Source organism: Chitinophaga alhagiae, assembly GCF_003568665.1.
Lineage (GTDB): Bacteria > Bacteroidota > Bacteroidia > Chitinophagales > Chitinophagaceae > Chitinophaga > Chitinophaga alhagiae.
Genome location: NZ_QXMH01000003.1, coordinates 43,309 through 60,690 on the forward strand (window position 1 = coordinate 43,309; position 17,382 = coordinate 60,690).

Consider the following 17,382-nt stretch of genomic DNA (forward strand, 5'->3'; position numbering starts at 1 on the left):
TCATGAGCGCATTTATCAAAAAATTCAGCGATATCAGTCTGAAAGACATCAACACCGTAGGCGGTAAAAATGCCTCACTGGGTGAAATGGTATCCGGCCTGCAACGCTCAGGCATCCGGGTGCCGGAAGGCTTCGCTGTTACCACGGCAGCCTTCCGGGCCTTTATGGAGGAGAACACGCTGCAAGACTGTTACGCCCTGTTGCAAGAGCTGGACCGGCAGACCTATGCCAACCTTCACCAGGTAGGCATGGCAATACGGCAGCGGATGTTGCAGGGTGTTTTATCCGCCGCCATGGCAGCAGACATCGGCAATGCGTATGAAGAACTGTGTAATGGCGAGCCGCAGCCGATGGCAGTCAGAAGCAGCGCCACGGCGGAAGACCTTCCTGCAGCCAGCTTTGCCGGGCAGCACGATTCCTTTCTTCATATTACCGGAAAGGAGCAAGTGCTGGACGCTGTACGCCGGTGTTTCGCCTCCCTCTTCACAGACAGGGCTATCAAGTACCGGGAAGAACGGGAAATAAACCACGCAGAAGTAGCTATTTCCGTGGGCATACAACGTATGATAAATGCGGATGAAGGTTCTTCGGGAGTAGTATTTTCACTGGAACCGGACAGCGGCTGCCGGGAAGTAATGCTTATTACCGGTTGCTGGGGGCTTGGCGAAAATATTGTACAGGGTACAGTGCAACCTGATGAATATTATGTTTTTAAACCTGGCCTGCTGCAAGGAAAAGAAGCCGTTATCCGGCGGAAAACAGGTGAAAAAGAAACGACCATGCGCTACGATCCGGGAAGCGGCAACCTCCGCAGGGACGTGACGGCACCGGCACGCCGCAAAATGAGGGTACTGACCGAGCCGGAAGTTGTACAGCTTGCCCATTGGTCACTGGCCATTGAAACGCATTACCGGCAACCCATGGACATTGAATGGGCCAAAGACGGTATAACGGGAGAGTTGTTCATTCTGCAAGCCAGGCCGGAAACGGTGTTTGCCCAACGCCAGGGGCCAGCGACCACTACACAGCGGCTGTTAAAGAAAGGGCCTGTGCTGGTGCAGGGAGAAGCAGTCGGGAGCGGCATTGCAGCCGAAACGGCCCGGCTCCTGGCTTCTCCGCTGGAAGCATCTGCCCTCCTCCCCGGAGACATTATCGTAACAACGAATACCTCTCCGGATTGGGACCCGCTATTGCAAAAGGCCGGCGGCATTGTCACCAACACCGGGGGCAGAACAAGCCATGCTGCCATTGTAGCCCGGGAAATGGGTGTTCCCGCCATTGTAGGAACAACTAACGCCACCGAACGCATCCACAACGGGCAGCCGGTCACTATTTCCTGCAGCGAAGGCAAAACGGGTTTTGTGTATGAAGGGATGCTGCCGGTCGAAACAGAAACAATAACCGCGGAAGCACAGCAAATGCCCGGGAACACGAAAGTAATGCTGATCCTCAGTGACCCGGACAGGGCGTTCAGGCTGGCCGGCCTCCCCAATGACGGCGTTGGCCTCCTGCGGCTGGAGTTCATGATCACCCACACCGTAAAAATACATCCCATGGCCCTGGTCAATTATGATGAGCTCGCGAATAAAGACGCCAAAGCGGAAATAGACAGGCTCACAGCAGGGTATGCCAGCCGTGAGGAATATTTTATTGAAACGCTCGCTTCCGGCATCGCCACAGTAGCGGCCGCATTCTATCCCAAAGACGTGATAGTGCGCATGAGTGACTTCAAAACGAATGAATATGCCATGCTGATTGGCGGGGCCGCTTTTGAGCCGCATGAAGAAAATCCCATGCTGGGTTTCCGCGGAGCGTCCCGTTACTACCATCCACTGTATAAAGAAGGGTTCGGGCTGGAATGCAAAGCCGTAAAAAAGGTACGGAACAACATGGGCCTCACCAATGTAAAGGTGATGGTACCGTTTTGCCGAACGGTGCCGGAAGGCCGCGAGGTATTGAAAGTGATGAAAGAATACGGACTTGAGCGGAACCAGAACGGCCTTGAAGTATACGTTATGGCCGAGTTGCCCTCCAATGTACTTTGCGCAGCCGGATTCGCTGAAATATTCGACGGGTTCTCCATCGGCTCCAATGATCTCACGCAGCTGGTACTGGGCATAGACAGGGATTCCGCCATACTGTCAGGCGCTTATTCGGAAGAAGATCCGGCTTGCCAATTGATGGTAGACCAACTGATCAGCGCGGCAGCGGCAGCCGGTGTACCGGCAGGATTCTGCGGGCAGGCCCCAAGTGATATCCCCGGCTACGCAGAGTTCCTTGTATCTCGCAACATCAGCAGTATTTCTTTCAGTCCGGATACGCTGCTGCAGGGCCTGAGCCGGGTAAGGGCCGCTGAAAAACAGGTCACCGGGCAATAATACGGCGCAGGGCCGTTTTTCAAGGGCATGGCATTGACAACAATCAACCGCTGCATGCACGCCCATCATACTTTTCTCGTTGGCCCTGCTGTAATTTTGATCATATAAAATTCAATCCATCATCTTAAAAAATTCCTGCAATGCAAACTTCATTATTAACAAGGCCATCAAGCCTGCTGCCTTCCGTGCTGGAAGAGCTGTTGCCCTCATGGTTCGAATTCAATGGAAAAAAGACGTCCGCACTGCTGACCGTTCCGGCAGTGAACATTGTTGAAGAAAAAGACCGCTTTGAGATTTCCCTGGCTGCTCCGGGAATGAAAAAAGAAGATTTCAGAATTGATGTAACGGACCAGGAACTGACCGTAAGTGCCAAAAAGGAGGTTTCCTCGGAAGAAAAAGGCAAGAAGTTTACCAAACAAGAATACAACTACAGCAGTTTCTACCGTAGTTTCGACTTGCCCGCTTCCGTGATCGCTTCCAAGATCAGTGCTACGTATACTGACGGGGTGCTGCATCTTTCCCTGCCCAAAAAGGAAGAAGCGCAACAGCAACCCGCCAGCGTACAGATAGCGGTAAAATAAGAGCACAGCAACCCGCATCGCAAAGCCCCGGCTGGTTAGCCGGGGCTTTCTCTTGACGTCCCGCAGCCAGCCGGTACATGATCATCACGCCACTGCCGGCATGAAACATAACACCGCGTTGACCAGGATCATGGAGCGCTCCTCTTCCCGTCATTTCCCCTGCGGCCGGTTTCGGCTACATTCGTATCAAATCTTGCGATATGAAAAAAATAATAGCCGCCGTAGACGCACTTAACTTTTCAGAACAGGAACTGCGCAGTTACAAATACCTGGCTGACAAAACCCGGGGTAAGCTAACCGTGCTGTTTTTGGAGAATATTGTGGGTGAATATGCCGTTCCCGCAAACCTGGAAACCGGCCTGATAGACTATGATGAGATCTTCCGGAAAAATATAAAAGAAAGGCAGGAAAAAGCCCATCACAACGTACAACGGCTGAAGAATTTTTACCGGGACAGTGGTATGGACGTGACGGTGCGGGAACTGGCCGGCATGCCGGCTACCGAAGTTATTGCCGAGAGCCGCTTTGCTGACCTGCTGCTGGTCCGGAACACTACATCTTTTGCCATGCTGCCTGATTCCAATCCGCCCGCCTTTGTGAAAGACCTGCTGGCAGACGCCCGGTGCCCGGTAATGGTCATCCCCGAACATGTACATTACATCCGTGAGATCATATTCTCCTACAATGGCTCTGATTCGTCAACATATGCCCTGCGCCAGTTTTCACAGCTCTTTGAAGAACTTAGCGATGTTCCGGTCAGGGTGATATATGTAGTTGAAAAGGGCCAGGTTCAGATACCGGAGGGGAAACTGCTCAAAGGCTATCTGCGCCATCATTTTGAGAACATAACTTTTGAGACCCTGCAGGGCGTGCCCTCGGCCGAATTGCTGGCAACCGTGATACACAAAAAAGACAGCATAATGACCTTCGGCGCCTATGGCCGCAGCAGGGCCTCCCGTTTCTTCCACCGCAGCGATGCTGACAGCATTTTGCGAACGGCCGACATCCCCTTGTTCATTACACATCCATAAACCCGCGATCATGAAAGGGATAGTACTTTTCAAAGGAAAATACGGCGCCACCATGCAGTACGCCATCTGGGTAGCAGCCGCATTGAACACGCAAGCCATCAAAGCCGAATTTGTCAGCGAAAAAGACCTTTCCGGGCTTGACTACGTAATTATTGGAACAAGCGTGTACATCGGGAAACTCCAGCTCGCCAACTGGCTCAGGCAGCATGCGGCGTGGCTGAAAGGGAAAAAGCTGATCTTCTTCATCGTAGCCGGCACTCCGCTTCACGAAACGGAGAAGCTCAGAAGTTACTACGAAGGCGGCGTACCCGCGCTGTTGAGGGACCAGGCAGGCGTGCATTTTTTACCCGGCAGCCTGCGATTCAAAAAGCTGTCTTTAATGGACAAGCTATTGCTCACAATGGGTTCCCGTATGGCAAAGTGGCGAGGAGAAAATATCAATACGAAAGATTATAACAGCGTATCCAGGGAGCATATCCAGCCCATTCTGAATGAGCTCCATAACCTTCAACCGGAACTGCAACACTAATACGGTATCATCATGAAAATATTCATTACGGAAGAGTTTCTGCTGGAGTCCATCCAGAATGAGTTCAGGGCAATTTACCCGAACCTGAAGATCCTGTTCTTCAAGAACCCTCATGCCCCTTATGAAGGAAGCCTGCCATCCGAGCTGCTGCCCGCAGGCACACCGATAGACGAGATCCGTAACATTCATTCCGCCGGCTGGATCGACGTAGGGCCGCAAGTAACAGCCAGGCAACTGGAACGACAGTTCCAGCACTTGCTGGGGCTTAATGCCCAGGTTTTCAGGCGCTCCGGTAAAGTATGGCTGGAAACCACCGCAACTGACGACCGTACCCTTGGAGAACTGGAAGCGCTGGCGGCCCAGGTGCAAGCCGGGCCGGAGATCCCGGAAACCGACCTAAACGAACAAACATGAAATATTCAATATTGCTGCTGGGTACAGCTTTATTCATGGCCGGATGTTATTCCACCAGGCCTACCGGCTATTGGACATCACCGGTACTTACCCGACAAACCTATCAGAAAATACTGGTAGTAGGCATGATGCCTGATTCACTCCTGAGGGGACGAATGGAAGCCCATGTTGCCGGAGACCTCACTGACATGGGCATTCCCGCCATAACAGCGGGAGCCGGGTTTGATATATTTTCCTTCATCAGTACAGAAGACAAGGATGTAATGCGGCAATTTTCGGAAGCCGGGATAGACGGCGTACTGACCATCTCCCTGCTGAACAAAAGCACCGAAGGTTTCTTTCTTCCGGGCAGCCTTTACTATCTCCTGTCAGATCAATACGCAAAGGACTATTTCCGCCTGTTTGCTCCTGAATTTTATAAAGAGGCGGACCAGTACCTTTTTGAAAGCAACTTCTACAACGTAAAAAAAGGCGGGCGGCTGTTTGCCACCCAAACAATGACATTCGATCCCGAATCCCTGGAAAAAATGGCGCATGAATACGGCAAAGTGATAACCAGGGAACTGCGTAAGCACGGCATTGTGTCCCGGCAATAATCACCGGAACACATCCATTCAGATATGGCTGATAAAAACAGGCCATGAAACATATTTCCCGATCATATCTGCATGGCTTGATGAAATAAGCGCCGAAAGCCCCTTCCTTCCGTAAGCCCCCATTACCATCATGATTTTGTCTTTTCCCAGTACATAGTTCAGCAGACCTGCGTAGCTGTTGTGCTCTATTTGATGAAATGCCGTGCTCTGATAATAAAGATCAAGCCAGCCTTTCATCTTCAGTTTTTCTACCAGCGGAACGGCCCGGGAGCCGTTTGCCGTGACAGCCACCACAGGCTTGTCTGACAACATGGGGAACGCGGCCGTAAATTGTTTGATGGCATATACAGACGAAGGGCTGGCATCATAAGCAAAAACGACCTGGTCTAGTCCTTCAAAATGGTCAGGCACCAGTACAACAGGGCACTCCGCGTTATGAAGTATTTGATGGGCTATATCGGAAAGTACCTCGTCACCTTTGTTACCGAACGAAAAAGAAGCGTCCAGCAAGAGCATATCAGCGTATCTTGCTTCCATCAGCACCCGTTCCGTAATCTTGCCGGATATCAATATAGTTTCATGCGCCACTTCACGGCATTCGCACCCGTCTTCCACCCGTTGAATATTGCGCTGCATGCATTCCAGCACTTGTTCTTCAAAAGGTCTGTCTTCCGTAACCTGCATTCCCGCGCAGGTTATATCATTCCTCACTACAGCAGCAGGCCGCTCCCCTTGCTGGGCGTTGCCCAGCAGCAGGCAGGTCAGGGTCGTATGATGCATATTGCAGACAAATGCCGCAAAGTCAATGGCACGGATGTTCGGTTTCATGGCATCCGTCAGGAAAAGTATCTTTTTCATAGTGCAAACATTTTATAAAAGTTACACTTCTGCGGGCTTCCGGCCGATGATGGCTGTCATACCACCCGGTGATTGAGCTTGTTACATAAATAGCATGCACTTTGCATTTTCATCGCCGGCATATCCTACATTTACACCATCAAACACCTCATATGACAAACGTTCTGGTTGTTCTGGATGGCCTTAATTTCTCCATTTCCCAGGTGGGGCCTGTTGAATATATTGCACGGCTGGCGCGGGGAAAACTGAGGGTCATGCTGCTGGGCGTTATCCCTCCTCCCCTTCCTACGTTGCTGCCGGCCGTTGTTGACAGCATGTACTACAGTAACGAGGCCGCGGTGGAACATATAGCGGAGCGCCAGCAGGAGGTGCGGCAGCATGCGGAGGAACTGCAAGCCGCACTTTCAGCGAAAGGGCTGGAATTTACATTCACCGCAATTACCAGCGATCCCGTTGAAACGGTGGTACGGGAGAGCCGTTTTGCAGATATCCTGCTTATTCCGCATACGCTATCACTATCAGGCATCCGGGACAGTGAGCCGCCACGCGCCATCCGGCAAATACTGGAAAAGGCCGAGTGCCCGGTGCTGACGCTTCCCGGCAGCATGCAGCCTATTAAAGAGACCATATTGGCATATAGCGGCACCCACTCTTCTATGCTCGCCATCCGGAATTTTTTCAGATTATTCCCCGCCCTGGGTTTACGAAACGTAACTGTTATGCACGTCAGCGAGAGCGGAAATGATACCATACCAGATGAAAAGCTGCTGCGGCTGTATCTTGAAGGTATTTGCCGGAAGCTGACATTCCAGGTATTGCATGGCACCCCCCCGGCCTCCCTTAAATTATGCCTTCAATACAGGAAGAACGTGATCATAACCCTTGGCGCCTATGGCAGAAGCCGGGCCTCCCGATTTTTCAGGGAGAGCCAGGCGGATAACCTGCTGGAGCTCGGGCATGCCTATTTCTTCATTTCCCATCCGTAAGAGCATCTTTATTCTCCCAGCAAGGTGAACCGCTTGAAGGTCTTCCTTCTTTTGGCCTGGTATTTCATGGAGGCATGATGGCGGAGGTGAGACAGGGCCTCTTCCGGGCTGTCCGTTACAAGAATGTAGTTAAGGTCTGCAGGCGAGATCATTCTTTCCCTGACCATGGTATCCAACATATCCGTGATGGAACGCCAGTAGTCGGAGCCCATGAGCACAATCGGGAAATCCAATATTTTTTGCGTCTGGATGAGGGTCAGCGCTTCAAAAAATTCGTCCAGCGTGCCAATGCCGCCGGGCATGATAACAAACCCGTAAGAATATTTGAACATCAGCACTTTTCTTACAAAAAAATAACGGCAGTTGAAATAGGCGTTTAGCCAGGGATTGGGTTGCTGCTCGTGCAACAAGCGGATATTACATCCTACGGCCGTGCCGCCAGCCTCCACAGCACCGCGGCTGGCAGCTTCCATAATGCCGGGGCCGCCTCCCGTCATCACGGCAAACCCAAGTCCTGCAATGCCTTTGCCCATGGCCACAGCATTATTGTAATAAACGCTTCCCGCCCTCACCCGCGCGGAGCCGAATACGGCAATACATGGCCGCACGAAGTGGAAGACCCTGAACCCGCGTATAAACTCGAAAATGATCTGCAACAGGAAAAAAAACTCACGCAACCGCGATCTGGGTCCTTCCAGGAAATACTTTTCCTCTTTATGCAACGCTTCTTCTTGCGGCGCGCCGGCCGGGGGAGACTGAACGGTAACTGACATTATTATAATTTTTCGGGAAGGTAGCTGCTATATCGGGGCAAGAAAAGAGTGCCTGTCATAATCATGCATGATTGCCGTCAATTCAGCATCCGCTCCAACTTCCGGGTATCCTCAAGCGAGATCATCCCCTCCCGGATCGTAATCAGCCGTTCGTCGCGGAAGCTGCCTAATGTACGGATCAGGGATTCTTTTGCCACGCCGGCTATGGCGGCAATGTTGTCCCGGCCAACGTCAAGGCTGAACCCGGGGGATTTAGCGGGATTGTATTTCCCATAGAGGTATAACAGCGCTTCAGCCACTTTTTTCCGGAGGGAACTGTACGCCAGTCCCAGCAGGTGGTTCTCATTCTCGTCAATATTGGCTGTCAGCATCCGTACAAACGCCTTCGTTACTTCCATATTGTTATAGAGCAGCAACTCAAAATCTTTCCGGGGGATCAGCACCAGGTGCGCTTCCTCAATAACCTCCGCATCGTCTTCATATTTACTGTTCTCAAGCAATGCCTTGTAACCAAGAAATTCTCCTTCGTTGTAAACACGTGTGATAATTTCTTTTCCGCTTTCGTTCCGGCGGCTTGTCTTGACCTTTCCCTTTACAATGTAGTACAGGTAATCCGGGTAATTTCCCGAAGCATAAATATGCTGCCCATTGCCATACATATTTGTATGTTTGTTCCGCCACAGCCCGTCTAGCGCATCTTTTGGGCTCACCGTCTGCATGAGGGAGTATAAACCCTGAATATCCGGTGCAAAGCCTTTTTTGAGCTGGCGGCTCTTTTTCAGGCGTACCTCAATACAATGAAGCAGATCCACGGGGTCAAATGGCTTCGGCAGGTAGTCGTCCGCCCCCATCTCCATGCCTTTTCTCATGTCTGCTCGTTCTGTGCGGCCTGACAGGAAAATAAAAGGCGTATGGCTCGAAAAACCCTTTTTCTGTAGCGTGTACAGCACCCCATAACCATCAAGCACCGGCATAACAATATCACAAATGATCAGGTCCGGGTGTTTATCAAGGGCAAGTTGAACGCCCTCACGGCCATTAGCGGCGGTAAGAACGCGGTAATTATCCATTGTCAGGATTTCGGAGATATTTTCCCTTATTTCTGCCGCGTCGTCAATAACGAGAATAGTTGCATACATAAGAAAAAAATTACGCGTGAGATGAATGTCTAATAAGCCTGGGATTCGTTCCGGGATATGGGATTTCTTTTACTAAATTATAGCATTTTGCGCATTTTGACCCCGCTATTCTATTCTGGCGGTGGGAAATTCATGACGGGGATCATGGCATGCCTTCAGCCAGGTCATTGCCTGTATGCCTGTTATACCGGAAATTAGCGGTATCATTCACCTCTAAAATCTGCCATATGGAACTCACTTATCCACGCGAAAGCACCGCACGCCGGCAGCAGCCAATGCTCACCGCCGATGAAATTGCCTGGGGTATCACCATTGTGGCCGCCTGGCTGGGACTGCCTTATTTACGGGCATTATTAATTTTCATACTGGAAAGAATTTACGACTGGTTCCTCCTGTTTGTACATTAGTTCCTTAAAATCTTGAATGATGAAAACCGAGTCATACGTTGTTCAGCTGTTCCACAAGGGTAAAAAGTGGAACCTCCCGGTAAAGGTGGAAGAATTGGGAGCAGGTTTCAAGATCAGTGCCAGGGTAGAGGAAAAAGAGATCTGTTTTGCACGGGATGACCATAACGGGTTGCGCGCCATCAACCACCAGGAAGATTTTGACCCGCAATTTCTCTATTTGCTGGCGTCGGAGATCCAGCGCATGTATCAATTGAGCAGATAAAGACAGCCACCCCCTTATGCAGTGCAAACAACAGCTCCGCACTCCTTCATCTACCCTTCCGGCGTAAGCGGACGGTAAAAAAATAAAGCAGTACCTTAACGATCTCATAAGCGAAACGTTGCCAGTATTTTTGTATAACGCCATAGGAACGCTGGCAGTACTCTTCCGTTATCTCCCGGCAGTCTTTATCGATAATGGTTTCGATCCGCTGCCGTACCGCGCGCACAAGGGGGCGGTTTCTCACGTCAAGATTAAGTTCAATGCTGGCGTAGGCGCTGAAATTGTTGACATTATAGGAACCAATGGTCATAAAGCGCCCGTCTCTTAAAGCAAGCTTTGCATGCAACACATCGTTGGCATATTCAAATACCGATATTCCGTTTTCCAGCATCCAGCGGTACAAATACCGTTCGGCTGATTTTGCGAGCATTACATCCGACGGACCTGTTACGATTACCTTCACCTTCACGCCCCGCTTCACAGCTCTGGCCATCTGCTGGCGAAACCGCCACCCGGGCAGGAAATAGCTGCACATCACAATAACTTCTTTCGAGGCCTGGCTGAACATATGGAAATAACTCTTCCATATTTCCGCCTTTCGTCCCACCCAGTCGTTCCGCCTGACCCTGACAGAACACCTTTCTCCGGGAGGGAGGGAGGGAAAAAAAGCGCCATCCGGTACAATTGCCGGTAATTCCCGCCGGCCGTAGTAGCTGCCGTTCCACATCTTGCAGCAAATTGCGGATAAGCCGGCGCATACTTCGCCTTCCACATAAAGCGCGGCATCCAGCCAGGCGGGATCTCCCGGAACATCGTTATACCGGTCACCGATATTAATACCTCCCACCAGGGCATACCGGCCATCAACCACAGTAACCTTATGGTGCAACCTTCTGCCCACATAAAATCTGCGGGACCGGAACAGGGGCTCAAACCACCGGAAATGTACCCCGCCGGCAATCAGCCTTTGTTTTAGCTGCCCGTTGAGGTGCTGGGATGCATAACCATCTGTAAGCAGGTATACCTGAACGCCCCGTTGCGCAGCCCTTATCAGGGCATCCGCTACCTGCTGGCCGGTTGCATCGTTCCCGAAAATATAGGTTTGCAGGTGAACGGTTTCCCTGGCCCCGTTCAACAATTTTTCCAGGAGCCTGAAATACGGCCTCCCGCTCCATATAACTTCCGCTTTGTTGCAGGCTGTATACGCGCCCGCATGCCTGTGATCTCCCGCATGCAAGGCCGGCAACATCCCGACAGGAACCCGCTCGGTCATCATTTTCTTTTTATAGACAAATATCTCCACAACATTCTGCCATTTCAATGACAATGGTCATCCAACATCAGAGAGCCGTCATTTTCCATTCATTGGCAAGGGAATAGCTTGGTGCTTAAAATATGCTTTATGAAAAAAATAATTGCCTTTATAAACGGGCTTGAGTTTTCAGAGAACTCGCTCTCAGACTTCAGCTATATCATAGAAAAGACGCACGGTTCACTGACAATTTCCATGCTCGAAGACATCACCGGCGATCCGGTGCCGCTGATGAGCAACACCCCGGGGGCCAGTTTTATGGACTACGATAAACTCTTCACAAGAAGCCTGGAGGAACGCAGAAAGAAAATTTCGGATAATATGAAGCACGTCCGCGACTATTACATCAAAAGAGGGGTGGCCGTTGCCCTCCATAACAACCCTGGCTCACCGGTACAGGAGGTGTTGAAAGAAAGCCGGTTCGCAGATTTGATCATGCTCCACCACACCACTTCATTTTCCGCTGTTTCCGACAGCAACCCTCCAAGATTTGTAAAAAATGTACTGGCTGCCGCGGAATGCCCGGTTATGATACTGCCCGATAAAGTTATCCGCATTCAAGAAATAATATTTGCGTACAACGGGTCTTCCTCTTCAATGTATGCCATCCGTCAGTTTACACAGCTCTTCCCCGAGCTTTCGGACATGCCCGTTAACATTGTTTATGTTATAGAGAATGGGAACAAAAGTATTCCCGGAGAAACACTGTTGCAGGAATACCTGGCAGCGCATTACGACGATATCAGATATACTGTGCTGGAAGGAGACCCTGCCACGGAGTTCCTTGCCATGTTATATTACCGGAACGATTGTGTTGTTACATACGGAGCATACAGCAGAAGCGGGCTATCCAACTTCTTTCACCGCAGTGATGCGGACAGTGTATTGAGCACTATTAACATCCCGGTGTTCATCACCCATCCATAACAAATCCATTCAGTCCACGAACTATTTATCCCTCACACACCTGAACCCAAGATTGTTGCTGGCGCTGGTGACCTCCCCTTTTCCCCTGCTGCCGGCGCGGTAGCGGATGCAATACTGATCGCTGCAGAGAAAAGACCCGCCTCGCTGTACGCGCTTTACGGCGCCGGGCTCGTCCGGATCGTAACTGTCTGCCGGGCCCTTGGGGTTCTGGCTTTCGCTGCGGGCGTAATAATCAGGGCGGTAAAAGTCTTCGCACCATTCCCACACGTTGCCGTCCATGTCATACAGGCCGAAAGCGTTAGGCGGGAAACTTTTTACAGGGGACACGGCGGCGTAGCCGTCTTCCGTGGTGTTACCGGAGGGAAAGTTGCCCTGGAAAATATTGGCCGTCCATTTACCGCCGGGTTTCAGCTCATTGCCCCAGTAATATTTTGCGTGTTGCGCACCGGCACGGGCGGCATATTCCCATTCCGCTTCCGTGGGCAGGCGTTTGCCGGCCCATTTAGCGTAGGCGGCGGCATCGGTATAGGCAATGTGTACTACCGGGTCATTATCTTTCCCGGCAATGCTGCTGCTTTTCCCGAACGGATGCTGCCAGTTGGCGCCGGGCACATACTCCCACCATTGCAGGGGATTATCCAGGGAAACCGGTTGGGCCGGTGGGGTGAACACGGCGGAAGAAGGCACCAGCTTTTCTGTGGGAACGCCAGGGTAGTCTGCGGGGTCCAGCGGCAGTTCCGACACGGTTTTATAGCCGGTGGCCTTTACGAACGCCGCAAACTGGGCATTGGTGACCTCGTGCTCGTCCATCCAGAAATCGCTGACTGTAACGGTGTGTACGGGCCGGCTGTCAGGGAACTCGTCTGAGCCCATCTCAAAAGCGCCGCCTTTAATGAGCACCATACCTTCAGTAGAGCCGGTATTGGCTGGTTTTACAGTGGCTACGCTGTCTGTGTTGTTCTTTTCCGTTGTGGTGGTACGTGGTTGGCAGGCAGCCAGTGCCAGCACTGGCCATACAAATTGAATTAAACGCATGATGATGTTTTTCGGGTGAGCGGGCGGCTGTGTAAAACAAATAACTTTTTCCGCAAAAAACAAACAAATATTGGCGACGGCGGCAATTATCCGGTCAGCACGCATGAGATTGCGCACCCCTGGCCGCATTGGGGGCCCTGTACAACAGCTTTTCCAGCACACCGTGCAGCACCCTTATTTCAACGGGCTTGCGGATATAGCCGTCCATGCCCATGGCAATGTATTCCTGTTCCTGCTCCTTGAAGGCGTCTGAAGATACGGCTACGATGGGGATATGCTTGAGCAGCTCTTCCTGCCGCAGGTTGAAGAATGTTTCGCGGCCGCTCATTACCGGCATATGGAGGTCCATCAGGATCACGTCTGGCTGCATCTGGCGGGCCAGTTCAATACCTTCCAGGCCATTTTTGGCAAAGCCGGCCTGGGCAATGCCGATGCGGGCCAGGAAGTGTTTCATGATGGTATGGTCAATTGCGTTATCATCCATCACCACCACTTTGGCGCCGGCGGGCAGCAGCGGCAGCTCTCCCGCGGCCTGCGGGCCGTTCTCGGTGCTGACCTGCAGGGGCAGGGCTATGAGGAAATTAGTACCTTCTCCCTGCTGGCTGCTCACCTCAATGGAACCGCCCATCAGCTCTACCTTTCGCTTGGCAATGGCCAGGCCCAGGCCGCTGCCGCCAAACTCCCGGTACACATCGCTGTCTCCCTGCTCAAAGGGCTTAAAGATGGCATTGAGCTGTTGCGCGGCAATACCCCTGCCCTCGTCACATACCTGTATGAACATGTTGCGGAGGTTGTGGAAGCAGCGCACGCGGATGTTTTTTCCCGCGGGGGTGAACTTGATGGAATTGGACAACAGGTTGTTCACCACCTGCCCCAGCATCAGCTTGTCTCCTATGATCATTTCCGGGAAGCGGCTGTCTATTTCCAGGTGGATGAAGACGGATTTCTTGCTGGCTATGCTCTGGTAAATATTAACGGCGTTGTGCAGCCATTCCCGCAGGGAGAAATCGCTCATTTTCACTTCGTCTGTTTTACCGGCCTCTATTTTGCTCAGTTCCAGCACGCTGTTCACCAGTTCCAGTATATTATGGCTGGTGGCATGCAGGTTCCTGGCCATCTCTCTGATACGGGCTTCCGAATCAGGCTGGCCCAGGGCGTCTGTCAACAGTTCGCTGATGCCCAGGATGGCGTTGAGCGGGTTGCGTATTTCATGGCTAAGCTCACTGATAAACCGGGTTTTGGCATCGTTGGCGGTTTGCAGGGCCATAGTGCGGTCATGTACCAGGTCTTCCAACTCTTCACTGTACTTTGCCAGTTGCATGCGCTGGTCCAGCACCTCGTTGCGGCTGCGTACCAGGGCCGTATTACGGCTGCGCAATACGCGCAGCAGGTCCATGATATTACGTTGGTAGAGGCTGATGGCGAGGTAGTTGAGGAACAACACCACGGGCATCACCATCCACCGGTACATGTTCTGCGTTTGGGCAGACAACGGCAACGGCTCTACGATGTGGAAATAATAATTAAACTCCAGCGCCACCAGGCAAATAATAGGCATAGATACGCATATGATGCGCTGCGCTTTTTCCTGCGGGCGGCTTACCAGCAGCGCCACGCTCATGAGGAACACGGCCAGCAGCTGTACCTCCGTAACCCTGCCCAGGATGGCGCCGTAATACAGTATGATCAGGATAAAAATGGCCTGCAGGCCAATGCGGGATGCATTGAAGTACCCGCGGGAATTTAGCCATATCATGCAGAAGAAAGCGGGACAGAAAACAAATACCGCCGGTATCAATATCAACAGGGAATGCAGGAGCAAATGGAACGCAATGCCGTATACGGCCACCAGTATGCCGGTAGCAAAACTCACAATGTTGACCACTCTTATTCTGCGGGCTTCTTCCTTGACAGATGTACGCGATGTGCCCAACTTGAAAATATGCTGCAGCCTGGCGCGGAACGTTTGGGATATTAGACTTGACATCACGAACAGGTTTAATTAAACAATAGGACTGATATTATCACTACCCAATAAAGACACGGTATTCAAGACACAGGGGGGATGATAAGTTTTGGTTGTTTTTTATTGCTTTTGGTTGAACAGTGGCTCCCTCTCATGTATTGGCTCTTACTAAATTTAAGGAATACTGTCCTAATTTGCTAACGCGATATATACGTTGGCCGGCAGTTACCCGGATTTAGGCGAAGAAAAAAAAAGTTTTTGCCTGTATTACATTATCAACCAGCCTGTAATACTTGCGTAACCGATTTAAATGAAAAAAACTTATTCTTTCCCCTTCTTCTTTTTTCCTGCCTGCTGCTCATGCGGCAGGGGAACATTGGCATTGCGGGGCCGGTTGCCGGGGGCGGAAGTGCCCAGTTCTCCACGTTCATAGGTTTCACGCATCATGCTGCCGTCTTCATCATACACGCGCCATTCCCCATGCTTTACGGAATGGCCTTTGCGGGTCACTTCGGTAAGGGTTTCTTCTCCGCTCACGGGGTCTACTACGGTTACGGTATCTTTCTGGCCTTCCAGGTCTACGGCCAGCATCACGCCGGTGGCAGCCAGCCGCCCGTTCGGGTAATAATACTTGCACAAACCGTCCAGCGCGCCGTTCCGGAATGTTTCTTCGGCTATAACGTCTCCGTTCACATTATATTTTTTCCAGACGCCTTCCTTGCGGTCATTTTTATAATTGCCTTCCCAGGAGTAACCGGGCTCGCCGCGTACAGCGGGTATCTGTTCCACCCAGGGGCCTTGCTTGCGTTTTTTGGCGTCTACGCTGTTCATGCCGCCCTGAGCGGCGGCGGTAAGCACAACAAGTGAGCAGAGGATCAATGAGATGATTTTTTTCACAGGATCGAAAGGGTTTATTGGTGTACCACAAGTTAAACATTTTCCGGAACAAGAAGAGGCCCCGGCCAAACCGGGACCTCTGTTGTATCAATTCAGGTTGCAAGATTTACTTCGTCAAGGTGATAGTCGGAATCTTGGTATCCCTGTTTCTTTCCACTTTTATATCCGTAATAGTAGTATCTCTATATCCGTTGCCGGCGTTCACGAACATGCTGTAGGTACCTGTTTTCAGGCCGCGTATCTTGAACTCGCCATGGCGGCCCGGCAGGGCATACATGGAATCCGCGGTGTTGTATACCGTGATCACTGACTGCGCGTCTGCCGGTAATACTTTACCAGACACGGAGCCGGTGGTTTTCAGCGTCCACACATGGATGAAGGGGATGAGAATGAACTTGCCCCTGCTTACCTGTATGATGGAACGTTGTACGTCAAAGTCCAGCCAGAGCTGCAGGTTGTCAGGAGATATCTCGTCCCATTCGGAGTGCCTTACCTTGATCATGATCTTCACCTGCCCGTTGACGGACTTGAGCGGGTAGCTGACACTGTCTTTTACAAGGGAGTTGTTAGGGCCTACGGTGATGCGGATGCCCTTGATCTTGCCTTTGGCAATAACGCCGGCGGCCAGGCTGGTATCTACACCGTTACGGAGCTGCAGTACGTCATATACACCGGGCCTGATGGCCAGTGAATCCCATACCTGGCAGTCCTTATCATCGTCATCGTCATCATCATCTCCCCTTCCACGGCCTCTTCTGTCTTCCCACCAGCCGCAACGGTCGCGGTCGTTCCAGCGGTCGTCATCATCATCGTCATCAACATTCCTTGCGCAGGTATCTATGAGTACTTCAACTTTCTGGATGTCTATGAGCACCTGGTCAAAAACGCCCGGGCCGTCTGTAAGCATGATGCTTACACGCTGCTTGCCTTCAGGCACTTCAGCCGGTTCAGCGGAGTTGTTTTTGGTGCAGGCGTACAAGATGAGAGCGAGGGCACCCATGAGCATGACGGGCATCCCCCATTTGCGGAACACTTTTTTCATAATAAAGACTGGTTTTAAGAGTTAGTTACTCGTTTTTCAACTTATATGGAATAATCAGGTCAAGTGGTAAATAAACGCGGATTCACTGTTCCTTATTGCACCAACGTGTTAGATGCTATTTTCAGGGGAAAGTTTAAACAGCTTTTAAAAATTTTTCATGCCGTTAAAAGATATGGTCCGGAGATATACAAGCAATTTCCGTTCCAAACGCAACGCTGTAACGCGCCATGGGGCGGCATTAACAAATGA

General features: G+C 51.3%; 18 protein-coding genes. 10 read left to right on the forward strand and 8 right to left on the reverse strand.

Annotation, left to right across the window (positions count from 1 at the left end; genetic code table 11):
* Positions 1-2: 2 nt before the first annotated feature.
* The 6 genes from ppsA to D3A97_RS16555 all read left to right on the forward strand — a co-directional run bounded on the left by ppsA (position 3) and on the right by D3A97_RS16555 (position 5,529).
* Positions 3-2,378: a phosphoenolpyruvate synthase gene (gene ppsA / locus D3A97_RS16530; RefSeq protein WP_119079637.1), complete on the forward strand. Its 2,376-nt coding sequence runs from the start codon at positions 3-5 to the stop codon at positions 2,376-2,378.
* Between the two features lie 140 nt (positions 2,379-2,518).
* The gene (locus D3A97_RS16535; RefSeq protein WP_119079638.1) at positions 2,519-2,959 is read left to right on the forward strand and encodes an Hsp20/alpha crystallin family protein; all 441 of its coding nucleotides are present in this window, start codon (positions 2,519-2,521) and stop codon (positions 2,957-2,959) included.
* A gap of 200 nt (positions 2,960-3,159) precedes the next feature.
* Entirely contained in the window at positions 3,160-3,990 is an 831-nt protein-coding gene (locus tag D3A97_RS16540; RefSeq protein ID WP_119079639.1) for a universal stress protein, read from the forward strand.
* Positions 3,991-4,000: 10 nt separating this feature from the next.
* Positions 4,001-4,519 carry a flavodoxin domain-containing protein gene (locus D3A97_RS16545; protein WP_157986589.1) on the forward strand — a complete coding sequence of 173 codons (519 nt, stop codon included), beginning with the start codon at positions 4,001-4,003 and terminating at the stop codon, positions 4,517-4,519.
* 12 nt (positions 4,520-4,531) lie between these two features.
* Positions 4,532-4,933 (forward strand): hypothetical protein, encoded by a 402-nt coding sequence (locus D3A97_RS16550; RefSeq protein WP_119079641.1) that lies wholly within the window; start codon positions 4,532-4,534, stop codon positions 4,931-4,933.
* Positions 4,930-5,529: a hypothetical protein gene (locus D3A97_RS16555; protein WP_157986590.1), complete on the forward strand. Its 600-nt coding sequence runs from the start codon at positions 4,930-4,932 to the stop codon at positions 5,527-5,529. Before D3A97_RS16550 ends, D3A97_RS16555 begins: the two co-directional genes overlap by 4 nt.
* A gap of 18 nt (positions 5,530-5,547) precedes the next feature.
* Here D3A97_RS16555 and D3A97_RS16560 read toward each other — a convergent pair whose 3' ends face one another.
* Positions 5,548-6,387 carry a universal stress protein gene (locus tag D3A97_RS16560; protein WP_119079643.1) on the reverse strand — a complete coding sequence of 280 codons (840 nt, stop codon included), beginning with the start codon at positions 6,385-6,387 and terminating at the stop codon, positions 5,548-5,550.
* Between the two features lie 152 nt (positions 6,388-6,539).
* Here D3A97_RS16560 and D3A97_RS16565 point away from each other — a divergent pair, with 152 nt between their 5' ends.
* A complete protein-coding gene (locus tag D3A97_RS16565; RefSeq protein WP_119079644.1) occupies positions 6,540-7,373 on the forward strand; it encodes a hypothetical protein in 834 nt (277 codons plus the stop codon).
* Between the two features lie 8 nt (positions 7,374-7,381).
* Here the strand turns inward: D3A97_RS16565 and D3A97_RS16570 are convergent, their stop codons facing one another.
* Both D3A97_RS16570 and D3A97_RS16575 read right to left on the reverse strand, forming a co-directional pair.
* On the reverse strand, positions 7,382-8,146 hold the full coding sequence (locus D3A97_RS16570) for an LOG family protein (RefSeq protein ID WP_119079645.1): 765 nt from the start codon (positions 8,144-8,146) through the stop codon (positions 7,382-7,384).
* Positions 8,147-8,223: 77 nt separating this feature from the next.
* The gene (locus D3A97_RS16575) at positions 8,224-9,285 is read right to left on the reverse strand and encodes a response regulator (RefSeq protein ID WP_119079646.1); all 1,062 of its coding nucleotides are present in this window, start codon (positions 9,283-9,285) and stop codon (positions 8,224-8,226) included.
* Between the two features lie 227 nt (positions 9,286-9,512).
* Between D3A97_RS16575 and D3A97_RS24870 the strand changes: the two genes are divergently transcribed.
* Both D3A97_RS24870 and D3A97_RS16580 read left to right on the forward strand, forming a co-directional pair.
* Complete coding sequence (locus D3A97_RS24870) at positions 9,513-9,692, forward strand: hypothetical protein (RefSeq protein WP_157986591.1); 180 nt, start codon at positions 9,513-9,515, stop codon at positions 9,690-9,692.
* Between the two features lie 19 nt (positions 9,693-9,711).
* Entirely contained in the window at positions 9,712-9,954 is a 243-nt protein-coding gene (locus D3A97_RS16580) for a hypothetical protein (RefSeq protein WP_157986592.1), read from the forward strand.
* Positions 9,955-10,000: 46 nt separating this feature from the next.
* Here D3A97_RS16580 and D3A97_RS16585 read toward each other — a convergent pair whose 3' ends face one another.
* Positions 10,001-11,089 carry a phospholipase D-like domain-containing protein gene (locus D3A97_RS16585; protein ID WP_232826000.1) on the reverse strand — a complete coding sequence of 363 codons (1,089 nt, stop codon included), beginning with the start codon at positions 11,087-11,089 and terminating at the stop codon, positions 10,001-10,003.
* Between the two features lie 267 nt (positions 11,090-11,356).
* Here D3A97_RS16585 and D3A97_RS16590 point away from each other — a divergent pair, with 267 nt between their 5' ends.
* Entirely contained in the window at positions 11,357-12,193 is an 837-nt protein-coding gene (locus D3A97_RS16590) for a universal stress protein (protein ID WP_157986593.1), read from the forward strand.
* A 21-nt stretch (positions 12,194-12,214) separates the two neighbouring features.
* Here D3A97_RS16590 and D3A97_RS16595 read toward each other — a convergent pair whose 3' ends face one another.
* The 4 genes from D3A97_RS16595 to D3A97_RS16610 all read right to left on the reverse strand — a co-directional run bounded on the left by D3A97_RS16595 (position 12,215) and on the right by D3A97_RS16610 (position 17,133).
* A complete protein-coding gene (locus D3A97_RS16595) occupies positions 12,215-13,228 on the reverse strand; it encodes a formylglycine-generating enzyme family protein (RefSeq protein WP_119080146.1) in 1,014 nt (337 codons plus the stop codon).
* A 94-nt stretch (positions 13,229-13,322) separates the two neighbouring features.
* Entirely contained in the window at positions 13,323-15,215 is a 1,893-nt protein-coding gene (locus D3A97_RS16600; protein ID WP_119079649.1) for an ATP-binding response regulator, read from the reverse strand.
* A gap of 300 nt (positions 15,216-15,515) precedes the next feature.
* Positions 15,516-16,091: a toxin-antitoxin system YwqK family antitoxin gene (locus D3A97_RS16605; RefSeq protein WP_119079650.1), complete on the reverse strand. Its 576-nt coding sequence runs from the start codon at positions 16,089-16,091 to the stop codon at positions 15,516-15,518.
* A gap of 106 nt (positions 16,092-16,197) precedes the next feature.
* Positions 16,198-17,133 carry a DUF4382 domain-containing protein gene (locus tag D3A97_RS16610; RefSeq protein ID WP_119079651.1) on the reverse strand — a complete coding sequence of 312 codons (936 nt, stop codon included), beginning with the start codon at positions 17,131-17,133 and terminating at the stop codon, positions 16,198-16,200.
* Positions 17,134-17,382 lie beyond the last annotated feature (249 nt).

Coding starts and splice junctions, on each gene's coding strand:
- ppsA (WP_119079637.1), top strand. CDS start 3: ATGAGCGCATTTATCAAAAAATTCAGCGATATCAGTCTGAAAGACATC.
- D3A97_RS16535 (WP_119079638.1), top strand. CDS start 2,519: ATGCAAACTTCATTATTAACAAGGCCATCAAGCCTGCTGCCTTCCGTG.
- D3A97_RS16540 (WP_119079639.1), top strand. CDS start 3,160: ATGAAAAAAATAATAGCCGCCGTAGACGCACTTAACTTTTCAGAACAG.
- D3A97_RS16545 (WP_157986589.1), top strand. CDS start 4,001: ATGAAAGGGATAGTACTTTTCAAAGGAAAATACGGCGCCACCATGCAG.
- D3A97_RS16550 (WP_119079641.1), top strand. CDS start 4,532: ATGAAAATATTCATTACGGAAGAGTTTCTGCTGGAGTCCATCCAGAAT.
- D3A97_RS16555 (WP_157986590.1), top strand. CDS start 4,930: ATGAAATATTCAATATTGCTGCTGGGTACAGCTTTATTCATGGCCGGA.
- D3A97_RS16560 (WP_119079643.1), bottom strand. CDS start 6,387: ATGAAAAAGATACTTTTCCTGACGGATGCCATGAAACCGAACATCCGT.
- D3A97_RS16565 (WP_119079644.1), top strand. CDS start 6,540: ATGACAAACGTTCTGGTTGTTCTGGATGGCCTTAATTTCTCCATTTCC.
- D3A97_RS16570 (WP_119079645.1), bottom strand. CDS start 8,146: ATGTCAGTTACCGTTCAGTCTCCCCCGGCCGGCGCGCCGCAAGAAGAA.
- D3A97_RS16575 (WP_119079646.1), bottom strand. CDS start 9,285: ATGTATGCAACTATTCTCGTTATTGACGACGCGGCAGAAATAAGGGAA.
- D3A97_RS24870 (WP_157986591.1), top strand. CDS start 9,513: ATGGAACTCACTTATCCACGCGAAAGCACCGCACGCCGGCAGCAGCCA.
- D3A97_RS16580 (WP_157986592.1), top strand. CDS start 9,712: ATGAAAACCGAGTCATACGTTGTTCAGCTGTTCCACAAGGGTAAAAAG.
- D3A97_RS16590 (WP_157986593.1), top strand. CDS start 11,357: ATGAAAAAAATAATTGCCTTTATAAACGGGCTTGAGTTTTCAGAGAAC.
- D3A97_RS16595 (WP_119080146.1), bottom strand. CDS start 13,228: ATGCGTTTAATTCAATTTGTATGGCCAGTGCTGGCACTGGCTGCCTGC.
- D3A97_RS16600 (WP_119079649.1), bottom strand. CDS start 15,215: ATGTCAAGTCTAATATCCCAAACGTTCCGCGCCAGGCTGCAGCATATT.
- D3A97_RS16610 (WP_119079651.1), bottom strand. CDS start 17,133: ATGAAAAAAGTGTTCCGCAAATGGGGGATGCCCGTCATGCTCATGGGT.